The 15,390-nt window shown below is 33.6% G+C and carries 16 protein-coding genes; 8 read left to right on the top strand and 8 right to left on the bottom strand.

What is annotated here, in order from left to right:
• Nucleotides 1-108 precede the first annotated feature (108 nt).
• The 6 genes from EZM65_RS03110 to EZM65_RS03135 all read right to left on the bottom strand — a co-directional run bounded on the left by EZM65_RS03110 (nt 109) and on the right by EZM65_RS03135 (nt 6,255).
• Nucleotides 109-747, bottom strand: coding sequence for a DEAD/DEAH box helicase (locus tag EZM65_RS03110; protein ID WP_136667055.1), 639 nt, complete (start codon nt 745-747; stop codon nt 109-111).
• Between the two features lie 71 nt (nt 748-818).
• Nucleotides 819-1,982 carry a sigma-54 dependent transcriptional regulator gene (locus EZM65_RS03115; protein ID WP_136667056.1) on the bottom strand — a complete coding sequence of 388 codons (1,164 nt, stop codon included), beginning with the start codon at nt 1,980-1,982 and terminating at the stop codon, nt 819-821.
• 88 nt (nt 1,983-2,070) lie between these two features.
• The gene (locus tag EZM65_RS03120; protein ID WP_136667057.1) at nt 2,071-3,378 is read right to left on the bottom strand and encodes an ABC transporter permease; all 1,308 of its coding nucleotides are present in this window, start codon (nt 3,376-3,378) and stop codon (nt 2,071-2,073) included.
• An 86-nt stretch (nt 3,379-3,464) separates the two neighbouring features.
• On the bottom strand, nt 3,465-4,391 hold the full coding sequence (locus tag EZM65_RS03125) for an ABC transporter ATP-binding protein (protein WP_136667058.1): 927 nt from the start codon (nt 4,389-4,391) through the stop codon (nt 3,465-3,467).
• Nucleotides 4,392-4,552: 161 nt separating this feature from the next.
• Entirely contained in the window at nt 4,553-5,674 is a 1,122-nt protein-coding gene (gene dnaJ / locus EZM65_RS03130; RefSeq protein WP_136667059.1) for a molecular chaperone DnaJ, read from the bottom strand.
• A gap of 41 nt (nt 5,675-5,715) precedes the next feature.
• A complete protein-coding gene (locus EZM65_RS03135; protein ID WP_136667060.1) occupies nt 5,716-6,255 on the bottom strand; it encodes a nucleotide exchange factor GrpE in 540 nt (179 codons plus the stop codon).
• Nucleotides 6,256-6,400: 145 nt separating this feature from the next.
• Here EZM65_RS03135 and EZM65_RS03140 point away from each other — a divergent pair, with 145 nt between their 5' ends.
• Nucleotides 6,401-7,063 carry a YceI family protein gene (locus EZM65_RS03140; RefSeq protein WP_136667061.1) on the top strand — a complete coding sequence of 221 codons (663 nt, stop codon included), beginning with the start codon at nt 6,401-6,403 and terminating at the stop codon, nt 7,061-7,063.
• Here the strand turns inward: EZM65_RS03140 and EZM65_RS03145 are convergent.
• Together EZM65_RS03145 and EZM65_RS03150 are read right to left on the bottom strand one after the other, a co-directional pair.
• Nucleotides 7,053-7,973, bottom strand: coding sequence for a TIGR01777 family oxidoreductase (locus EZM65_RS03145; RefSeq protein WP_136667062.1), 921 nt, complete (start codon nt 7,971-7,973; stop codon nt 7,053-7,055). The genes EZM65_RS03140 and EZM65_RS03145 overlap by 11 nt on opposite strands.
• 77 nt (nt 7,974-8,050) lie before the next feature.
• Nucleotides 8,051-8,506: a DUF4442 domain-containing protein gene (locus tag EZM65_RS03150; RefSeq protein ID WP_136667063.1), complete on the bottom strand. Its 456-nt coding sequence runs from the start codon at nt 8,504-8,506 to the stop codon at nt 8,051-8,053.
• 206 nt (nt 8,507-8,712) lie between these two features.
• Between EZM65_RS03150 and EZM65_RS03155 the strand changes: the two genes are divergently transcribed.
• The 7 genes from EZM65_RS03155 to EZM65_RS03185 all read left to right on the top strand — a co-directional run bounded on the left by EZM65_RS03155 (nt 8,713) and on the right by EZM65_RS03185 (nt 14,898).
• Nucleotides 8,713-9,177, top strand: a complete 465-nt coding sequence (locus tag EZM65_RS03155) for a DUF4870 domain-containing protein (RefSeq protein WP_136667064.1) — start codon at nt 8,713-8,715, stop codon at nt 9,175-9,177.
• 124 nt (nt 9,178-9,301) lie between these two features.
• On the top strand, nt 9,302-9,631 hold the full coding sequence (locus EZM65_RS03160) for a PadR family transcriptional regulator (protein WP_136667065.1): 330 nt from the start codon (nt 9,302-9,304) through the stop codon (nt 9,629-9,631).
• Nucleotides 9,632-9,636: 5 nt separating this feature from the next.
• Entirely contained in the window at nt 9,637-11,346 is a 1,710-nt protein-coding gene (locus tag EZM65_RS03165) for a PspC domain-containing protein (protein WP_136667066.1), read from the top strand.
• A 5-nt stretch (nt 11,347-11,351) separates the two neighbouring features.
• The gene (locus EZM65_RS03170) at nt 11,352-12,428 is read left to right on the top strand and encodes a M23 family metallopeptidase (protein WP_136667067.1); all 1,077 of its coding nucleotides are present in this window, start codon (nt 11,352-11,354) and stop codon (nt 12,426-12,428) included.
• Nucleotides 12,429-12,448: 20 nt separating this feature from the next.
• Nucleotides 12,449-13,171, top strand: coding sequence for a head GIN domain-containing protein (locus EZM65_RS03175; protein ID WP_136667068.1), 723 nt, complete (start codon nt 12,449-12,451; stop codon nt 13,169-13,171).
• An 89-nt stretch (nt 13,172-13,260) separates the two neighbouring features.
• Complete coding sequence (locus EZM65_RS03180) at nt 13,261-13,986, top strand: head GIN domain-containing protein (RefSeq protein ID WP_169051620.1); 726 nt, start codon at nt 13,261-13,263, stop codon at nt 13,984-13,986.
• Nucleotides 13,987-14,064: 78 nt separating this feature from the next.
• Entirely contained in the window at nt 14,065-14,898 is an 834-nt protein-coding gene (locus tag EZM65_RS03185) for a GIN domain-containing protein (protein ID WP_248574811.1), read from the top strand.
• Nucleotides 14,899-15,390: the final 492 nt, after the last annotated feature.

Consider the following 15,390-nt stretch of genomic DNA (forward strand, 5'->3'; position numbering starts at 1 on the left):
GCTTTTATAAGTAAAGAGTATCAGCACTCTAATTTAGTATTATTTTATTCAAAAAAAGGCTTAACAGTCATTAACCGTTAAGCCTTTTTCATTTACGAAAAGATATTATTAAAATTCATCTTCTTCATCTTCATAATCATCGACTCCGAATAAAAATGGGTCAATCATAATTTTGTCAGCAAGGATCTCTATTCTCTCCGTTAATTGTGACGCAAAAAATAACCGCTGTGTTTTTTCAACACTCATGGATAATCTTTGTACAATAGGTTCCTGACGCAGTTTGAAAATTGCATCGGCATCATCAACTACAAATATCTTAATAGTATTCATATTGAATCCTGCACCTGAAAACATCGCATTGATTTTATTTGACGTACCAATTAAAACGTCCATTCCTGCAGAAATAATATTTTTTTCTTCGTCAATATCAGTCTTATCGTTCACACCAATCACTCTTAAATTAGTGTACTTCCCAAACTTTTCAAACATCTCCACCATTTCCAAAACCGCTTCTTTTTCATTCACGATAATCAGGGCTCTGGTAGATTCACCAACTGCTTTTTCAATTTTTTGGATGACAGTATAAACAATAGTAGAAGATTTTCCTTCTCCCTCAGGCATTATCACAACAGCATCGGCACCGCTTTTAAGAGTACTCCAGCAATCCGCCTGAATTTCTGTGGCATCTGTAATGGCATTTTCTATTAATGCCTGTTGAAGGTCAGGGTTTATTTTTTTTAAATTCATTTTATTAAAGGCATTAGGCAAAAGACAATAGTCATTAGATGAAACTATTGCCTTTGGCTTTTGGCTAATTACTATTTTGAAGCAAACAGCTTCACATCATTTTCTGAAATTTCACTACCGCCTAATATAATCAAGCGTTCCACAACGTTACGTAATTCACGGATGTTACCAGTCCAGTCATAGTCCTGCAATAATTTTAAGGCACTTTTTGAGAAAGATTTCACCGCACTGCCTTGTTCATCAGCAATTTTAGCTGCAAAATGTTCAACCAATGCAGGAATATCGTCTCTTCTGTCATTTAATGCAGGAACTTTAATTAAAATTACCGCCAAACGATGGTACAAATCCTCACGGAAACGTCCTTCCGCTATTTCTTTTTGTAAATCTTTATTGGTTGCCGCAACCACACGGACATTCACTTTAATATCTTTATCGGCACCAACTCTCTGGATCAAGTTTTCCTGTAAAGCACGCAATACTTTTGCCTGTGCGGAAAGACTCATATCGCCTATCTCGTCAAGAAAAATAGTACCACCGTCAGCAGCTTCAAACTTACCCGCACGGTCTTTTACTGCAGAGGTAAACGCTCCTTTTATATGACCAAAAAGCTCACTTTCAATCAATTCAGAAGGAATAGCTGCACAATTCACCTCAATCATAGGGCCTGTACTGCGTTCGCTTCGTTCGTGAATCTGGTGTGCAACAAGCTCTTTTCCGGTTCCGTTTGGTCCCGTGATGAGTACCCGGGCTTCGGTAGGAGCGACTTTTTCAATCATTTCCTTGATATGATTGATTGGATCACTGCTTCCTATCATCTCGTAGTTTTTAGAAACTTTCTTTTTAAGGATTTTGTTCTCAACAACCAGTTTCTTTTTATCTAAAGCATTACGGACCGTATTTAACAAACGGTTTAAATCAGGTGGTTTTGAAATATAATCAAAGGCTCCCAAACGCATAGTGTTTACAGCAGTTTCTAAATCGCCGTGACCTGAAATCATTACCATAGGTATTTCGGGCTTCACTTTTTTTACTGCGTCCAAAACCTCAACACCGTCCATTTTAGGCATTTTGATATCACAAAGAATCAAATCATAATCTTCGTTTTTTACTTTTTCAAGACCTTGAACACCGTCTTCAGCTTCTTCAACTTTATACGAATCATTTTCTTCCGAAAGAATTTTCACTAAAACTCTGCGGATAGCAGCTTCGTCTTCAATAATTAATATCTTACTCATTTGATGATTTGTGGATATGTTTATCTGGTTATCGCTTATTCGAAATTACAAAATCAAATAAACAAATAACCGAATCAACCAATAAACTTTAATATTTAAGCCATTTATACAATTCTTTCCATGTTGGCTTTTTACCGTACATTAAAATACCAACGCGGTAAATTTTGCTTGCGAACCAAACCACTCCCAAAAACGTGCCAAACAATAAAACTATTGAAGTAATCAACTGCCAAACCGGCACTCCAAAAGGGATCCGCATTAACATAACGATAGGAGATGTAAACGGAATCATTGAAAATACTGTCGCCACTGTTCCATGCGGATCGTTAACCACTGTAAAGAAACCAACATAAATACCTAACATTAAAGGCATAATGATAGGAAGTAAAAACTGCTGTGAATCTGTTTCAGAATCTACTGCCGCACCTATAGCCGCATATAATGAACTGTATAAAAAATACCCTCCGATAAAATAAACCAAGAAGAAAATTATTGTAGTCAATACCGGTATTTCGTTATAATATAAATTCACTTTTTCGATTAATGACGCAATTGTACCAGCCCCCTGAGGCAACTTACTCATGGCTTCAGCCGTCGCTCCTGCATCTGCAGAAGAACCTAAAAACAAAGAAGAACCAAACAATACTAATAACCCTAAAGCTACCCAAATAGTAAACTGTAAAATTCCGGCCAATGAATTCCCTATAATTTTTCCCATCATTAACTGATAAGGTTTTACAGAGGAAATAATCACTTCGATAATTCTGGAAGTCTTCTCTTCAATTACACTTCGCATTACAAAGTTTCCGTAGATGATAATAAACATCATTATTAAATAACCAAAAGCACCACCAAAGAATACTTTGATTTCATTCAGGTATTTCAAACCTTCTTCTCCCGAAAATTTTGTGATGTGAAGCTCCGAATTTACTTTAGCCTGCGCTATCTTGGTCGAATCAAAGCCTAACGCTCTTAAATTATCATTTGTTAACTGACTGTCTACAATTTTTTCTATATCTGAGACAAATTCCAAACTTGGACTGTCATCCGAAATATACTCAACTTTGGTTATCAATTCTTTGGAATCTGCCACTTTAGGCACAAAAATCAGTCCTTCATAATTTTTTGAAGCTGTATCTTTTGCCAATTGTAACGGCATTCCTGATAAATCGACATATTTTGTTTCTTTAGAATCTTTAAAATCTTTCTTTAGAATTCCTGTTTCATCATGGATTGCTACCTTTTTAACTTCTCCTTTATTCATATTGGCTAAAAAACCAATTAAAAATGACATCCCAAGAAACAAAAGCGGACTCAAAAATGTCATTACAATAAATGATTTATTGCGGACCTTTGCAATAAACTCTCTTTTTATGATTAAACTTAATATGTTCATATTTTTAAATAAATTCCAAATCCCAAAAAAACAAATTCCTGTAAAACTTATACGCTGCTATTTTACAATTTAGGATTTGCGGTTTGTTATTTTTGGTTAGTTACAGTTTGAATGAATATATCGTTTACTGATGGGATATTTTCAGTAAAATGAGTTACCTGTCCATTTTTTATCAATACTTCAAGCAATTCATTTTGAGAACGGTTTCCTAGTTCGATTTCTAATTTCAAGTCATCGTCTAAGGATTTGAAAGAGGTTTGTCCCACTGTAAATTTTTGAGTCAAATCATACATCAGGCCTTCAATATTATCAGAAACAATTCCTACCTGGAATTTATTGGTACGGTACTCACGTTTTACTTCACTCAATTTACCTTCAATCAACTTGTTTGACTTATGAATCAACGCAATATAATCACACATTTCCTCTACACTTTCCATACGGTGTGTTGAAAAGATAATCGATGTGCCTTTTTTATTTAATTCAATAATCTCGTCTTTGATCAAATTGGCATTAACCGGGTCAAATCCTGAGAAAGGCTCATCCAGAATTAACAATTTAGGCTGGTGCAAAATGGTTACAATAAACTGTATTTTTTGGGCCATTCCTTTAGAAAGTTCCTGGATTTTTTTATTCCACCATCCTTCAATTTCAAATTTTTCAAACCAATACTTTAATTGTTTTTTAGCTTCGGCATGGGGCATACCTTTTAACTGTGCCAAATACAAAGCCTGTTCACCCACTTTCATTGTTTTATACAAACCTCTTTCTTCCGGCATATACCCGATTACAGAAACATGCTCAGGAGCCAATTTTTCGCCGTCAAGAAAAACGTCGCCGCTGTCTGGCAATGTGATTTGGTTTATAATTCGGATAAGTGAAGTCTTTCCGGCACCATTAGGTCCAAGAAGTCCATAAATACTACCTTTTGGAACCTGGAGTGAAACGCTGTTTAATGCAGTATAACTACCATATTGCTTAACTACATTATTAACCTCAAGAATATTGCTCATTATTTTTGTTTGATTTTATAAAGTAACTAAATTTCTTTTTAGTTAGATTAGATTAGAAGAAAAATGTTACAAAAAACCCCAACTTTTTCACTTAAACTATCTGCCAGTGATAAGTTGGGATTATTTTTTGACTTCAGCTGTGCTTAGTCAATAAGCATTATTTACGAAAACATATCTTTTACCTTTTCAAAAAAAGACTTGTCTGATTTTTCAGGTTTAGGTGCAAAATTATTATCTTCCAGATTGTCTTCGAAGAATTTCTTTTGCTCTTTAGAAAGACTTTTAGGTGTCCATACATTAATATGTACCAACATATCCCCACTTCCGTAGCTATTTAAACTTGGAATACCTTTGCCTTTTAAACGAAGTATTTTACCCGACTGGATTCCTTCCTCAATTTTGATGCGTACTTTACCGGAAACTGTGTCAATTTCTTTAGAAGCACCTAAAACAGCTTCAGGATAACTTATATATAAATCAAAATGTAAATTTTCGCCTTCACGTTTTAATGTTGGATGCTCAATTTCTTCGATTGCAACGATTAAATCCCCGGCAATTCCATTACCTGGCGCATCATTACCTTTTCCGGATACTTTAAGCTGCATTCCATCAACAACTCCTGCAGGTATTTTGATTGATACAGTATCTTCTTCCGTAATCATACCATGTGCATCAGCATTAGCAGGTTTTTTATCAATAGCCTGACCCAATCCGCCGCATGAAGGACACGGCGAAGCAGTTTGCATGCGTCCTAAAATAGTATTGGTTACTTTCACTACCTGACCGCTTCCGTTACATGTAGGACATGTTTTATATGTAACACCCTGTGCCTGAACTTTGCGTTTAACTTTTATTTTTTTCTCAACACCGTGAGCAATTTCCTCAAGAGTTAATTTTACTTTAATACGAAGGTTGCTTCCTTTAGCACGACGCGGCGCACCGCCGCCACCGCCGAAACCACCAAAGCCTCCGCCAAAAGCGCTTCCGAAAATATCACCGAACTGACTGAAAATATCATCCATATTCATGTGATGACCACCTCCAAAACCGCCGGCACCATCAAATGCTGCGTGACCAAACTGATCGTATTTTGCACGCTTATCAGCATCACTTAATATTTCATAAGCTTCTGCAGCTTCTTTGAATTTTTCCTCAGCAGCTTTGTCACCAGGATTTTTGTCAGGGTGAAATTCAATAGCTTTTTTGCGGTACGCTTTTTTAATTTCTCCTTCTGATGCTCCTTTACTGACACCTAATATTTCGTAATAATCTTTTTTGCTCATAATTTTTTCCCTTCGGCTTCGCTCAGGGCGACATTTTAATATTAATTCCCTATTACAACTTTAGGAAAACGAATAATTTTATCTCCTAATTTATAACCTTTCTCCACTACATCAACCACCTTTCCTTTCAGTTCATCACCGGCAGGAATCTGGGTAATTGCTTCAGCAAAATCAGCGTCAAAAGCATCGCCTTGCTTAATTTCAACTTCTTCCAGGCCTTTTGAAATTAACGTAGACTTAAGTTTTTCATGAATCAATTCAACTCCTTTAACCAAAGCCTCATCTTCTGATTTTGAGATTTGAGACCAGGCTCTGTCAAAATCGTCCAAAACCGGCAGCATGGCTTGCAAAACTTCTTGCCCGGCCGTTTTAAACAATTCAATTCTTTCTTTTGAAGTACGTTTTTTATAATTTTCGAATTCGGCAAAAAGACGTAAAAACTTGTCTTTTTCAGCAGCCAGATCCTCCTGTAATTTTTCTTCAACAGTTTGTTCCGGAGCCGGTACTGCTTCAGGCTGTTTTTCTTGTGTTGCTTCTGTATTGTTTAATTCCAGTTCTTTTTCTGTATTTTCGGCATTCATAGTCACATCAATTTTTGAATTTGATTGCAAAATTACTGCCAAAGCTTCAAAAATGCCAAATTGTCACTATTTTTTTATCATAACTTTTTGTTTGTAAATCAAATCTTTACTAAATTAGTAGATAACAATCACTTATTCAACTACTATGAAAACCAAAATTGTACAATTTACTCTCGTTTTAATGCTTTTTCTAACTTCCTGTAAAAAAGAAAAAACATCACAGGAAAATGATGAAATGTCATCAACGAATACAGAAATGGATGGAACCAAATACACTGTGGATTCTAAAAATTCAATCGTTAACTGGACAGGATTCAAACCCATGGGAAAGCATAACGGCACTATTAAAATCAGCGAGGGTTTTGTTAATATTAAAAATGACTCTATTGTTGCAGGCCGTTTTTTCATAGACATGAATACTATAACTGTAACCGATTTAAAATCCGGGGACGGGAAAGAAGATCTGGAAAATCACCTAAAAGGACTGGGTGACAAAGAAAAAAAGGATCATTTTTTTAATGTAAGCAAGTACCCTACTTCTGATTTCAAGATTACTAAAGTTGATTTTAAAGAGGGAAAAACAGTTATTTTTGGCAATCTGACAATTAAAGGAGTTATTAAAGCGGTAAATTTTCCGGCACAAGTCAGCATCAATGAAAACCAGGTAACTATCAACAGCGAAACACTGCGATTAAACAGAACATACTGGAATGTAAATTATGCTTCAAAAAGTTTATTTTCAGACTTGAAGGATAAATTCATCAATGATGAAATTGAAGTACAGGTGAATGTAACGGCTAAACGTTAATTTTTTTCTTCAGTAAATCCGTCAAAGCTTCTTCTGCAGATAAAAATTGAAAATGAAAACCGTTTTCCTGAATTTTTGCAGAAGAAACTTTTTGTGATTCAAAAAGCAAAGTATGCATTTCCCCCAATAACAGCTTCATAATTACTCTGGGAGTATTTGGAAAAAATAGAGGTTTTTTCAAAATTCTTGCTATCGAAAACATCATTTCCCTGTGTGTGACAGGATTGGGAGCAACTGCATTAAAGATTCCATCGCTATTATTTTCAAGAGAAAAAACAAACATTCGTGCTAAATCCTTGACATGGATCCATGATTGCCACTGTTTTCCTGATCCAAAAACAGAACCTAAACCAAACCGGACCGGTTTTACCAATTGAGGCAATGCACCTCCTTTTTTTGAGAGAACCAATCCAATCCTAAGCTTACAAACATTTAAACCCAAACGGCTGAATTGCTGTACGCTTCCCTCCCATTTTAAAACAACATTTGCCAAAAATGTATCTTCAAACTTATTAAACTCTTCATTATAATTAGAAGTAAACGAAGAAGGATAAACACCAATAGCTGAAGCCGAAACTATTTGCTTTACCTGATGCGGATGTGTTTTTAACAACTGAAATAATAAATTGGCAGACAAAACACGGCTTTCAACTATTTCCTGTTTATATTTTTTTGTCCAGCGTTTTGCAATACTGGCTCCGGCAAGATGAATAACCGCATCTACGCCGGCTAGACAATTTTCATCAATTTCACCGGTTTTGGGATTCCAATAATAACCCTTTGTATTAGGTTTGGACTTTATTTTTTCAGGAGCAGTAGTTAAAAAATGTATAGTAATACCTTTAGCATGAAGAATTTTAACAATCTCCTTGCCTATTAAACCAGTTGCCCCCGTAACTAAAACTTTCACAGTTATTTTTTTATACAAATTTAATTACAGAAAAATAGTACTTAAATGTATTTGTGAATAGTTTAACTATTATTTGATTATTTTTTTACACGGATAGTCCATTCAAATTCCATTACAGAAACCTGATCCCCTTTTTCATCAGTTCCAATGGATTTCATCCAAAAAGTTTGCCCCTCACCTGTCGCTAAGGTTTTTTCGATTGCATCTGTAATTAAATGACCGTCATTACATGTAAACGTAATTCTTCCGGTAGCTTTTTTAGTAAAGGATCCTTTATTATTGGCAACCAACATAGAAATAGCACGGCCACTCTTTTTAATATGCATCATAACCAATGCTCCGGTAGATAATTCTGCCGCCATTGCCTGAACTGCAAAATACATTGAATTAAAAGGGTTTTGATTAATCCATCGGTGCTTAACTGAAACCACACATTGGTTTTCATCAATTGCTTTAGTACGCACACCGCATAAAAAAGCTGATGGTAATTTAAAAAATAAAAAAGAATTCAATTTTGCTGGTGTAAACTTCATAATGCTTGATTTTCCGCTAATCTACAAAAAAATACTATGCGCGCCTACTATTATTATTTGTTAATATTTTGTTAAATTATATTACTTTGTTTTGCATAGTACCTGTTTTTTACCTTATCTTTGTATAAGAAATTAATAAGTTAAGAAAAGTATTAGCTTAATTACATAACTAGTTTAAACATCATTAATCAAATAAACAATCAATTATGGAAACTTTAGCAATCACAAAAAATGAAAAAAATTATGCATCAATTGTACATTTAAGTGCATTTTCAAAATTTTTAATACCGTTGGGAAATTATATCGTTCCTATTGTATTATGGTCAACTAAAAAAAGAGAATCTTCATTTGTAGATTACCACGGAAAACAAATCATAAATTTTCAGTTAAGTGTGTTATTATACACAATACTTTTAGGTATAATTGCTGTCCCTGCAATTGTAGGAACGGTTTTAAGCAACTTTACCTGGAATGAAATTGAAAGCGGTAATTTAGTCCTTGAAAACATGCAGATAAACAACCTGATAGGTTTAGGTGTGTTTGGCTTTATTTGCTGCGCTCTAATTGCCATCCTAAAAATAGTTGAGTTCTTCTACATAATATACGGAAGTATAAAAGCTAGCGAAGGAGAATATTTCAAATATCCGTTTACAATAAACTTCTTAAAATAAAGGAGTTTCAATCATCAATCAAATCAATCAATCCAATCTCAATCATCATCAAATTTACCCTGAGCTTGTCGAAGGGCAGTCAATCAATCAAAAATGAACAGTTTAACAACAAAAAGAGAATCTTATGAACATTGAGAACACAAAAGCTCAGATGCGCAAAGGAGTTTTAGAGTTCTGCATCTTATCAGTATTAAAAGAAAAAGATGCATACACTTCTGAAATCCTTGACACTCTGAAAAACGCAAAGTTATTAGTAGTGGAAGGAACCGTTTACCCGCTATTAACCCGACTTAAAAACGATGGTTTGCTGACTTATCGCTGGGAAGAGTCAACATCAGGGCCACCAAGAAAATATTACGGTTTAACCGATGACGGACAAGATTTTTTAAAAGAATTAAACATAACCTGGAATGAACTCGCAGGTGCAGTAAACACAATAACATCACAAAACTAAGAGCTATGAACAAGACAGTAAATATGAATTTAGGTGGTTTCTTCTTCCATATTGACGAAGATGCTTATCAAAAATTGAATCGTTATTTTGATGCAATACGCAATTCCCTTTCAGCGGAAGGCCGTGATGAAATCATGAACGACATAGAAAGTAGAGTTTCAGAATTATTTTCTGAAAAACTAGCAAATAGCAAACAAGTTCTTAGCCTAAATGATGTAGACGATGTTATTGCTATTATGGGACAACCGGAAGATTATAAAATCGAAGACGACGGTACTTCTAATGCAAATTATGCTTATGGCGCAGGCGGAAAAACAAAAAAACTATACCGTGATAAAGAAACAGGGGTAATTGCTGGTGTATGTTCTGGTTTAGGACATTATTTCGGGGTGGATCCGGTTTGGATAAGAATTGCTTTGGTTCTATTGGTTTTTGCAGGTTTTGGTACAGGTTTATTAGCTTATTTCATTTTATGGATTGTTACTCCTGAGGCTGTTACCACTTCAGAAAAATTAGAAATGAAAGGTGAACCTATTACAATCTCAAATATCGAGAAAAAAGTAAAGGAAGAATTTGAGTCGGTTTCTGACAAATTTAAAAGTGCCGACTATACCCAAATGGGCGAAAACGTAAAAACCGGTGCACAACGTGTAGGAAGCACTCTTGGAGACATAATTGTAAGTATCATGAAAGTGTTTGCAAAATTCATTGGAGCTATGATGGTTCTGGTGTCCGGAGTAACTTTAATAGGACTTTTAATCAGTCTTTTTTCAATGGGTACATCAATAAATATGGATACACCTTGGAATAAATTCTTCAATGCGTTTGATTATACTAACACTTCAATGTGGTTAATTGGCTTGCTTTTCTTATTAGCTATAGGAATTCCGTTTTTCTTCTTATTATTATTAGGATTAAAAATTTTAGTAAACAACTTAAAATCAATTGGAAACGTTACTAAATACACTTTATTAGCTTTATGGGTAATTGCAGTTGGAATTTTAATCAGTCTTGGGATTCGTCAGGCATCTGAAATTGCTTTTGAAAACAAAGTAGTCTCTAAAAAAACGATCGATTTAAAATCAACAGATACGCTGGAAATAAAATTTAAAAACAACAACTACTTTTCTAAAAACGACTACAGTCATGATGAATTCGAATTTGTTCAGGATTCGTTAGGCAGAGATGTAATTTATTCAAACAATATTAGTCTTGAAGTATTACCAACAGATGAAAAATTACCTTTCATCCAAATTGAAAAAGAATCCAATGGCAAATCATTTGCTGATGCAAGACAAAGAGCCGAAAAAATTGAATACAAATTTAAAGTTGAAGGTAATAAAATTATTTTTGACAACTACTTTTTAACTGACATCAAAAACAAATTCCGTGGCCAGGAAGTAATGATTTACTTATACTTACCAAAAGGAACTTATTTCAAACCAGATGAAAGCTTAGAACATTTTGACTGCTCTGATAACGACTTCTTCAATTTACATTACAGTTCTGACGATTATGTTTACAAAGTAGAAAACAAGCAGGTAAAATGTCTCAACTGTCCTCCTGATGAAAATGATGAAGATGAAAACTATCAGTCAAACATCATTATTAATGAAGATGGAGTAAAAATAGAAAACGATACGGTTATCTCTGATTCAAAAGAAATTAAAGAACTTAAAATAAATGAAGATGGTATTATTATAAAAACCAAATAATTAAAATGAAAATCATCAATCAAATCATCAAACCTCTATCATTAATTTTAACTGCCTTTTTAAGTTCAGGAACATACGGACAAAACCAAATAAACATTGAAGTTTATCCCAAAAAACCTCTACTTGAAAAACTAAATGAAAATTATGTATCAAACTTCGATTTTAAAATCGAAAATAAAAGTGCCGACACATTAAAACTGACTAAAATTCTAGTACGCCATTTTGACCAAAATAATGTACTGATACAACAAAAATTTTTAGACAATAATGGAACTGCACCTAGTATAAACACCATTCCATCCACTAGTTGGGATGGTGTTTCTAAAAAACTGGTATTTAATCCATTTCCTGAAATAAACTCTGCAACAACTAAACTTGAGTACATTTTCACTTTTAATGATCAGATAGAAATCAAGCAAACTGTAATTCCTGAAAAATACGAGCAGGATGTGGATTTCATATTACCTTTAAAAGAAAAAATGCTGGTTTATGACGGACATGATCTAAACTCACATCACCGCAGATTTGATTATGAGTTCGCACCTATAAAACAATTAGGTTTTACCGGAAACTTTATGCGGTATGCTTACGATTTTGCAGTTTTGGATAAAGACAATAAGCAATTCACAAACCAAGGAACCAATAATGAAGAATGGATTGGCTTTGGCAAAGAAGTACTTGCCGTAGCCGATGGAGAAATTGCAGCTATAGAAACCTATCAGCTTGACAACAAACAATTCGATGTTCCTTCCTTAAAAAACAATCCGCTGGCATTATACGGAAACTATGTTGTCATAAAACACAAAAACAATGTTTTAAGTATGTATGCGCATTTAAAGAACAAAAGTTCATTAAATTTGAAAAAAGGCGATTTAGTAACAAAAGGACAAGTAATAGGATTAATAGGAACATCCGGCAGTTCTTTCTTCCCTCATTTACATTTTGAAGTAAGAACAAATATCAACCACGATGCTGAAGGAATTCCTTCCTATTTCTCAAACTTTGAACTTTATTCAGGAAAAACAAAAAAATCTCTAAAAAAGAGAACAGTTAATACAGGGGACATTATCCAATCAAAATAATCAAACTAAAAATAAAGGTTATGTTAAAAATCAAAAATATTGCCGGAAGTTTTTTTACCTTACTCTCGATAAGTGCGTCAACAGTTTCATGTAATAAATCCAAAACAAACTCAATCGCAGCTGAAACCAAAAACACTTTGGAAAACGTCAGCAAAATAGAAGTATCAGGTCTTGTAAGATGTGAATTAAAACAAAATAATACAGCTAAAATAGATATTGAAGCTCCGGAAAATTTAAAAAAAATTATAAAAACTGAAATTGAAGGAAACATACTAAAAATTTGGATTAGCTCAGAACAAAAATTTGACCCAAAAAAAATTAAAGTAATTGTATCTCTTCCGGTTATTGAAGAAATTGAAGCTAAAGATTTAGCAGAAATTTACAGCAGCCAGGAAATCAAAAGCAATAACTTTTCTATAACTGCAGATTCGTTTTCAAAAACTGATCTGAATATTGCATCAGAAAATATAAATCTTACCTCAAATGACAACAGTGAAATAAAATTATCAGGTAAAGCTGTCAATGTAAACATTTCCAGTGACGGCTCAAGCGAAGTAAAAGCGTCAGACTTATTTGCCAATAATATAAATGCAGCTGCAGAAGGAACAAGCATTATAGAAATAAAACCAATATTGTCTTTAACAGCGGCTGCCGGTAACGAAAGTAAAATCATCTACCATAAAAAGGCTAAAGTCAATAATTTTAAATCAACTGATAAAAACAATATAATTTACAAAAGCTAATAAACATTTCATCAGCCAAACAAAATCAACTTTACAATTAAAGATTCAAATAAACTAAAATTTAAACTTAAAAAACTATGGTTAAAGTCATGATTCATTTAGTAAAAGTAGTTATAGCTGCAGTCGTAGCGTTACTATTCAGTTCCTGCAATATGAATTTCAATGGAGAATCTATTACAGGAAGCGGCAATGTAGTCACAAAAAACAGAGATTTATCCGGATTCACAAGAATTGAAGTTTCCAAAGGATTGGAATGTGAAGTTACTCAAAGTCCTGACTTTAAGGTAACTGTTGAAGCAGATGACAATTTACAAAAAGGAATTATCACTAAAGTAGAAAACGGAACTTTAAAAATTACTTCTGAATATGGAAGTTACTTCAATGTAAAATCAAAAAAAATATACGTTTCATTACCGGTAATTGATGAATTGCAAACAACAAGCGGTTCAAATCTTTACACAAAAGGCGTTATAAAAAGCAATGGAATTCTTTTAAAATCAAGCAGCGGAAGTGACTTAAACGCAACTGTTGAATCAGAGAGAGTGGCACTGGAATCTTCCAGCGGCAGTTCATTAAAAGTAAAAGGTAAAGCAATAGATGTGAGTACTGCCTCTTCAAGCGGCAGTGATATTGATGCCCGTGAATTATTGGCCAATAACGTCAATTCTCAAAGTTCCAGCGGAAGCGACACCGACATTCATCCTATTGTCTCTTTACAGGCAAAAGCATCAAGCGGCAGTAGTATCGATTACTTTTCCAGTCCAAAAAGAAAATCGATCGAAGAATCATCCGGCGGTAGTGTGGATGCCAACTAAAATTTACTGCTCTTATAAAAAAATCATTCCCATAGGTGAATGATTTTTTTATATTTGTGTTTACCAAATACCACAGACATGAGAAAATTTACATTGCTGGCAATTGCAATTTTAACTACAACAATTTCTTTTGGACAAAAAAAAGAAAAAATCAAGGGCACAAAAATCCTGAAAACTGAAAAACACGATGTCGAAGCTTTTCAGGAAATTGAAATTGAAGACAACCTGGAAGTATATTTAATAAAAGGAGATAAGAATGCTGTTGAAATTGAAGCTGATGACAATTTACATTCGGCTATTGATTATAAGACTTACGGAAAAACATTGCGTATCAACACCAACAAAGATATTTCCACCTATAAAAAAATTGATGTACGTATTTTTTATACAGACAGCTTGAAACTGGTATCTGTAAAACACGATGCTAAATTAAATGCCATAAGCGAATTGAACTTAAAAAATGTTACTATTAAAACTTTCGATTATTCCAAGTCAGCATTAAATGTAAATGCTTCCAATTTCACATTAATTTCAAACGATAAATCAAAAATTGATTTGAACTTAAAAAGTGAGGATGCAGCTATAGAAATGAGCAAAAACTCAGAGTTGAAAGCATTAATTAACTCAGCAAAATTAAAATTTGACATGTATCAAAAGGCATCTGCAGCAATTGAAGGTGATGCAAGCGAATTAAAATTGCGTTTGGATAACAATACAAAATATGTAGGTAAGAATTTAACTTCAAAAAACACCTCTATTATAATTGAAGGTTACACAGATTGTGACATTTTTACTAACGGCAATTTATCTGTTTCCGCATCAGGAAAAAGCAGATTATCAATCTATGGAGATCCCAAAATAGAAATCAAAAAATTTGCTGACGAAGCAGTTTTACTGAAGAAAATGAAATAATAATAAAAAAAACGTCTCAAGCTCTGAGACGTTTTTTTATACACTTTATCCTAAAAAATATTTTACATTTAATATGTGAATTATAAAAAGTTCAACCATTACAACCGGCACTTTAAATCACTTCTTTTATTTATTTATCACATAAATAATATCATTTCAAAAATCTCCTTTCAGAGGTTGAATTAATTTATTGAATCGCCAAAATCCAACCAAATAAAAAGTTATATAAAAAAGAAAGCCATACTGAGAAGTATGGCTTCTTTCTTTTAAGTTGTAAGTGAAATTGTAATATATCTCCCAAAAACAAAAACTCAGTGACTAAGCTGTGGCATTTACCATATTATGTTGAAGAATTTACCCAATTTAAGAAACTAAATAGATATGATAAAGCTTGTCACACTAAGAATTTTCACTCAAACTTAAAGGTTTGTTTACTTGATTAAGAACGTAAGACAAAGGTATCTCGGCCAGTTCATTTTTCCTTACGGGTTT

The sequence above is a fragment of the Flavobacterium sp. H122 genome (genome assembly GCF_004959765.1).
Classification (GTDB): domain Bacteria; phylum Bacteroidota; class Bacteroidia; order Flavobacteriales; family Flavobacteriaceae; genus Flavobacterium.

Coding starts and splice junctions, on each gene's coding strand:
- EZM65_RS03110 (WP_136667055.1), bottom strand. CDS start 747: ATGAATTTAAAAAAAATAAACCCTGACCTTCAACAGGCATTAATAGAA.
- EZM65_RS03115 (WP_136667056.1), bottom strand. CDS start 1,982: ATGAGTAAGATATTAATTATTGAAGACGAAGCTGCTATCCGCAGAGTT.
- EZM65_RS03120 (WP_136667057.1), bottom strand. CDS start 3,378: ATGAACATATTAAGTTTAATCATAAAAAGAGAGTTTATTGCAAAGGTC.
- EZM65_RS03125 (WP_136667058.1), bottom strand. CDS start 4,391: ATGAGCAATATTCTTGAGGTTAATAATGTAGTTAAGCAATATGGTAGT.
- dnaJ (WP_136667059.1), bottom strand. CDS start 5,674: ATGAGCAAAAAAGATTATTACGAAATATTAGGTGTCAGTAAAGGAGCA.
- EZM65_RS03135 (WP_136667060.1), bottom strand. CDS start 6,255: ATGAATGCCGAAAATACAGAAAAAGAACTGGAATTAAACAATACAGAA.
- EZM65_RS03140 (WP_136667061.1), top strand. CDS start 6,401: ATGAAAACCAAAATTGTACAATTTACTCTCGTTTTAATGCTTTTTCTA.
- EZM65_RS03150 (WP_136667063.1), bottom strand. CDS start 8,506: ATGAAGTTTACACCAGCAAAATTGAATTCTTTTTTATTTTTTAAATTA.
- EZM65_RS03155 (WP_136667064.1), top strand. CDS start 8,713: ATGGAAACTTTAGCAATCACAAAAAATGAAAAAAATTATGCATCAATT.
- EZM65_RS03160 (WP_136667065.1), top strand. CDS start 9,302: ATGAACATTGAGAACACAAAAGCTCAGATGCGCAAAGGAGTTTTAGAG.
- EZM65_RS03165 (WP_136667066.1), top strand. CDS start 9,637: ATGAACAAGACAGTAAATATGAATTTAGGTGGTTTCTTCTTCCATATT.
- EZM65_RS03170 (WP_136667067.1), top strand. CDS start 11,352: ATGAAAATCATCAATCAAATCATCAAACCTCTATCATTAATTTTAACT.
- EZM65_RS03175 (WP_136667068.1), top strand. CDS start 12,449: ATGTTAAAAATCAAAAATATTGCCGGAAGTTTTTTTACCTTACTCTCG.
- EZM65_RS03180 (WP_169051620.1), top strand. CDS start 13,261: ATGATTCATTTAGTAAAAGTAGTTATAGCTGCAGTCGTAGCGTTACTA.
- EZM65_RS03185 (WP_248574811.1), top strand. CDS start 14,065: ATGAGAAAATTTACATTGCTGGCAATTGCAATTTTAACTACAACAATT.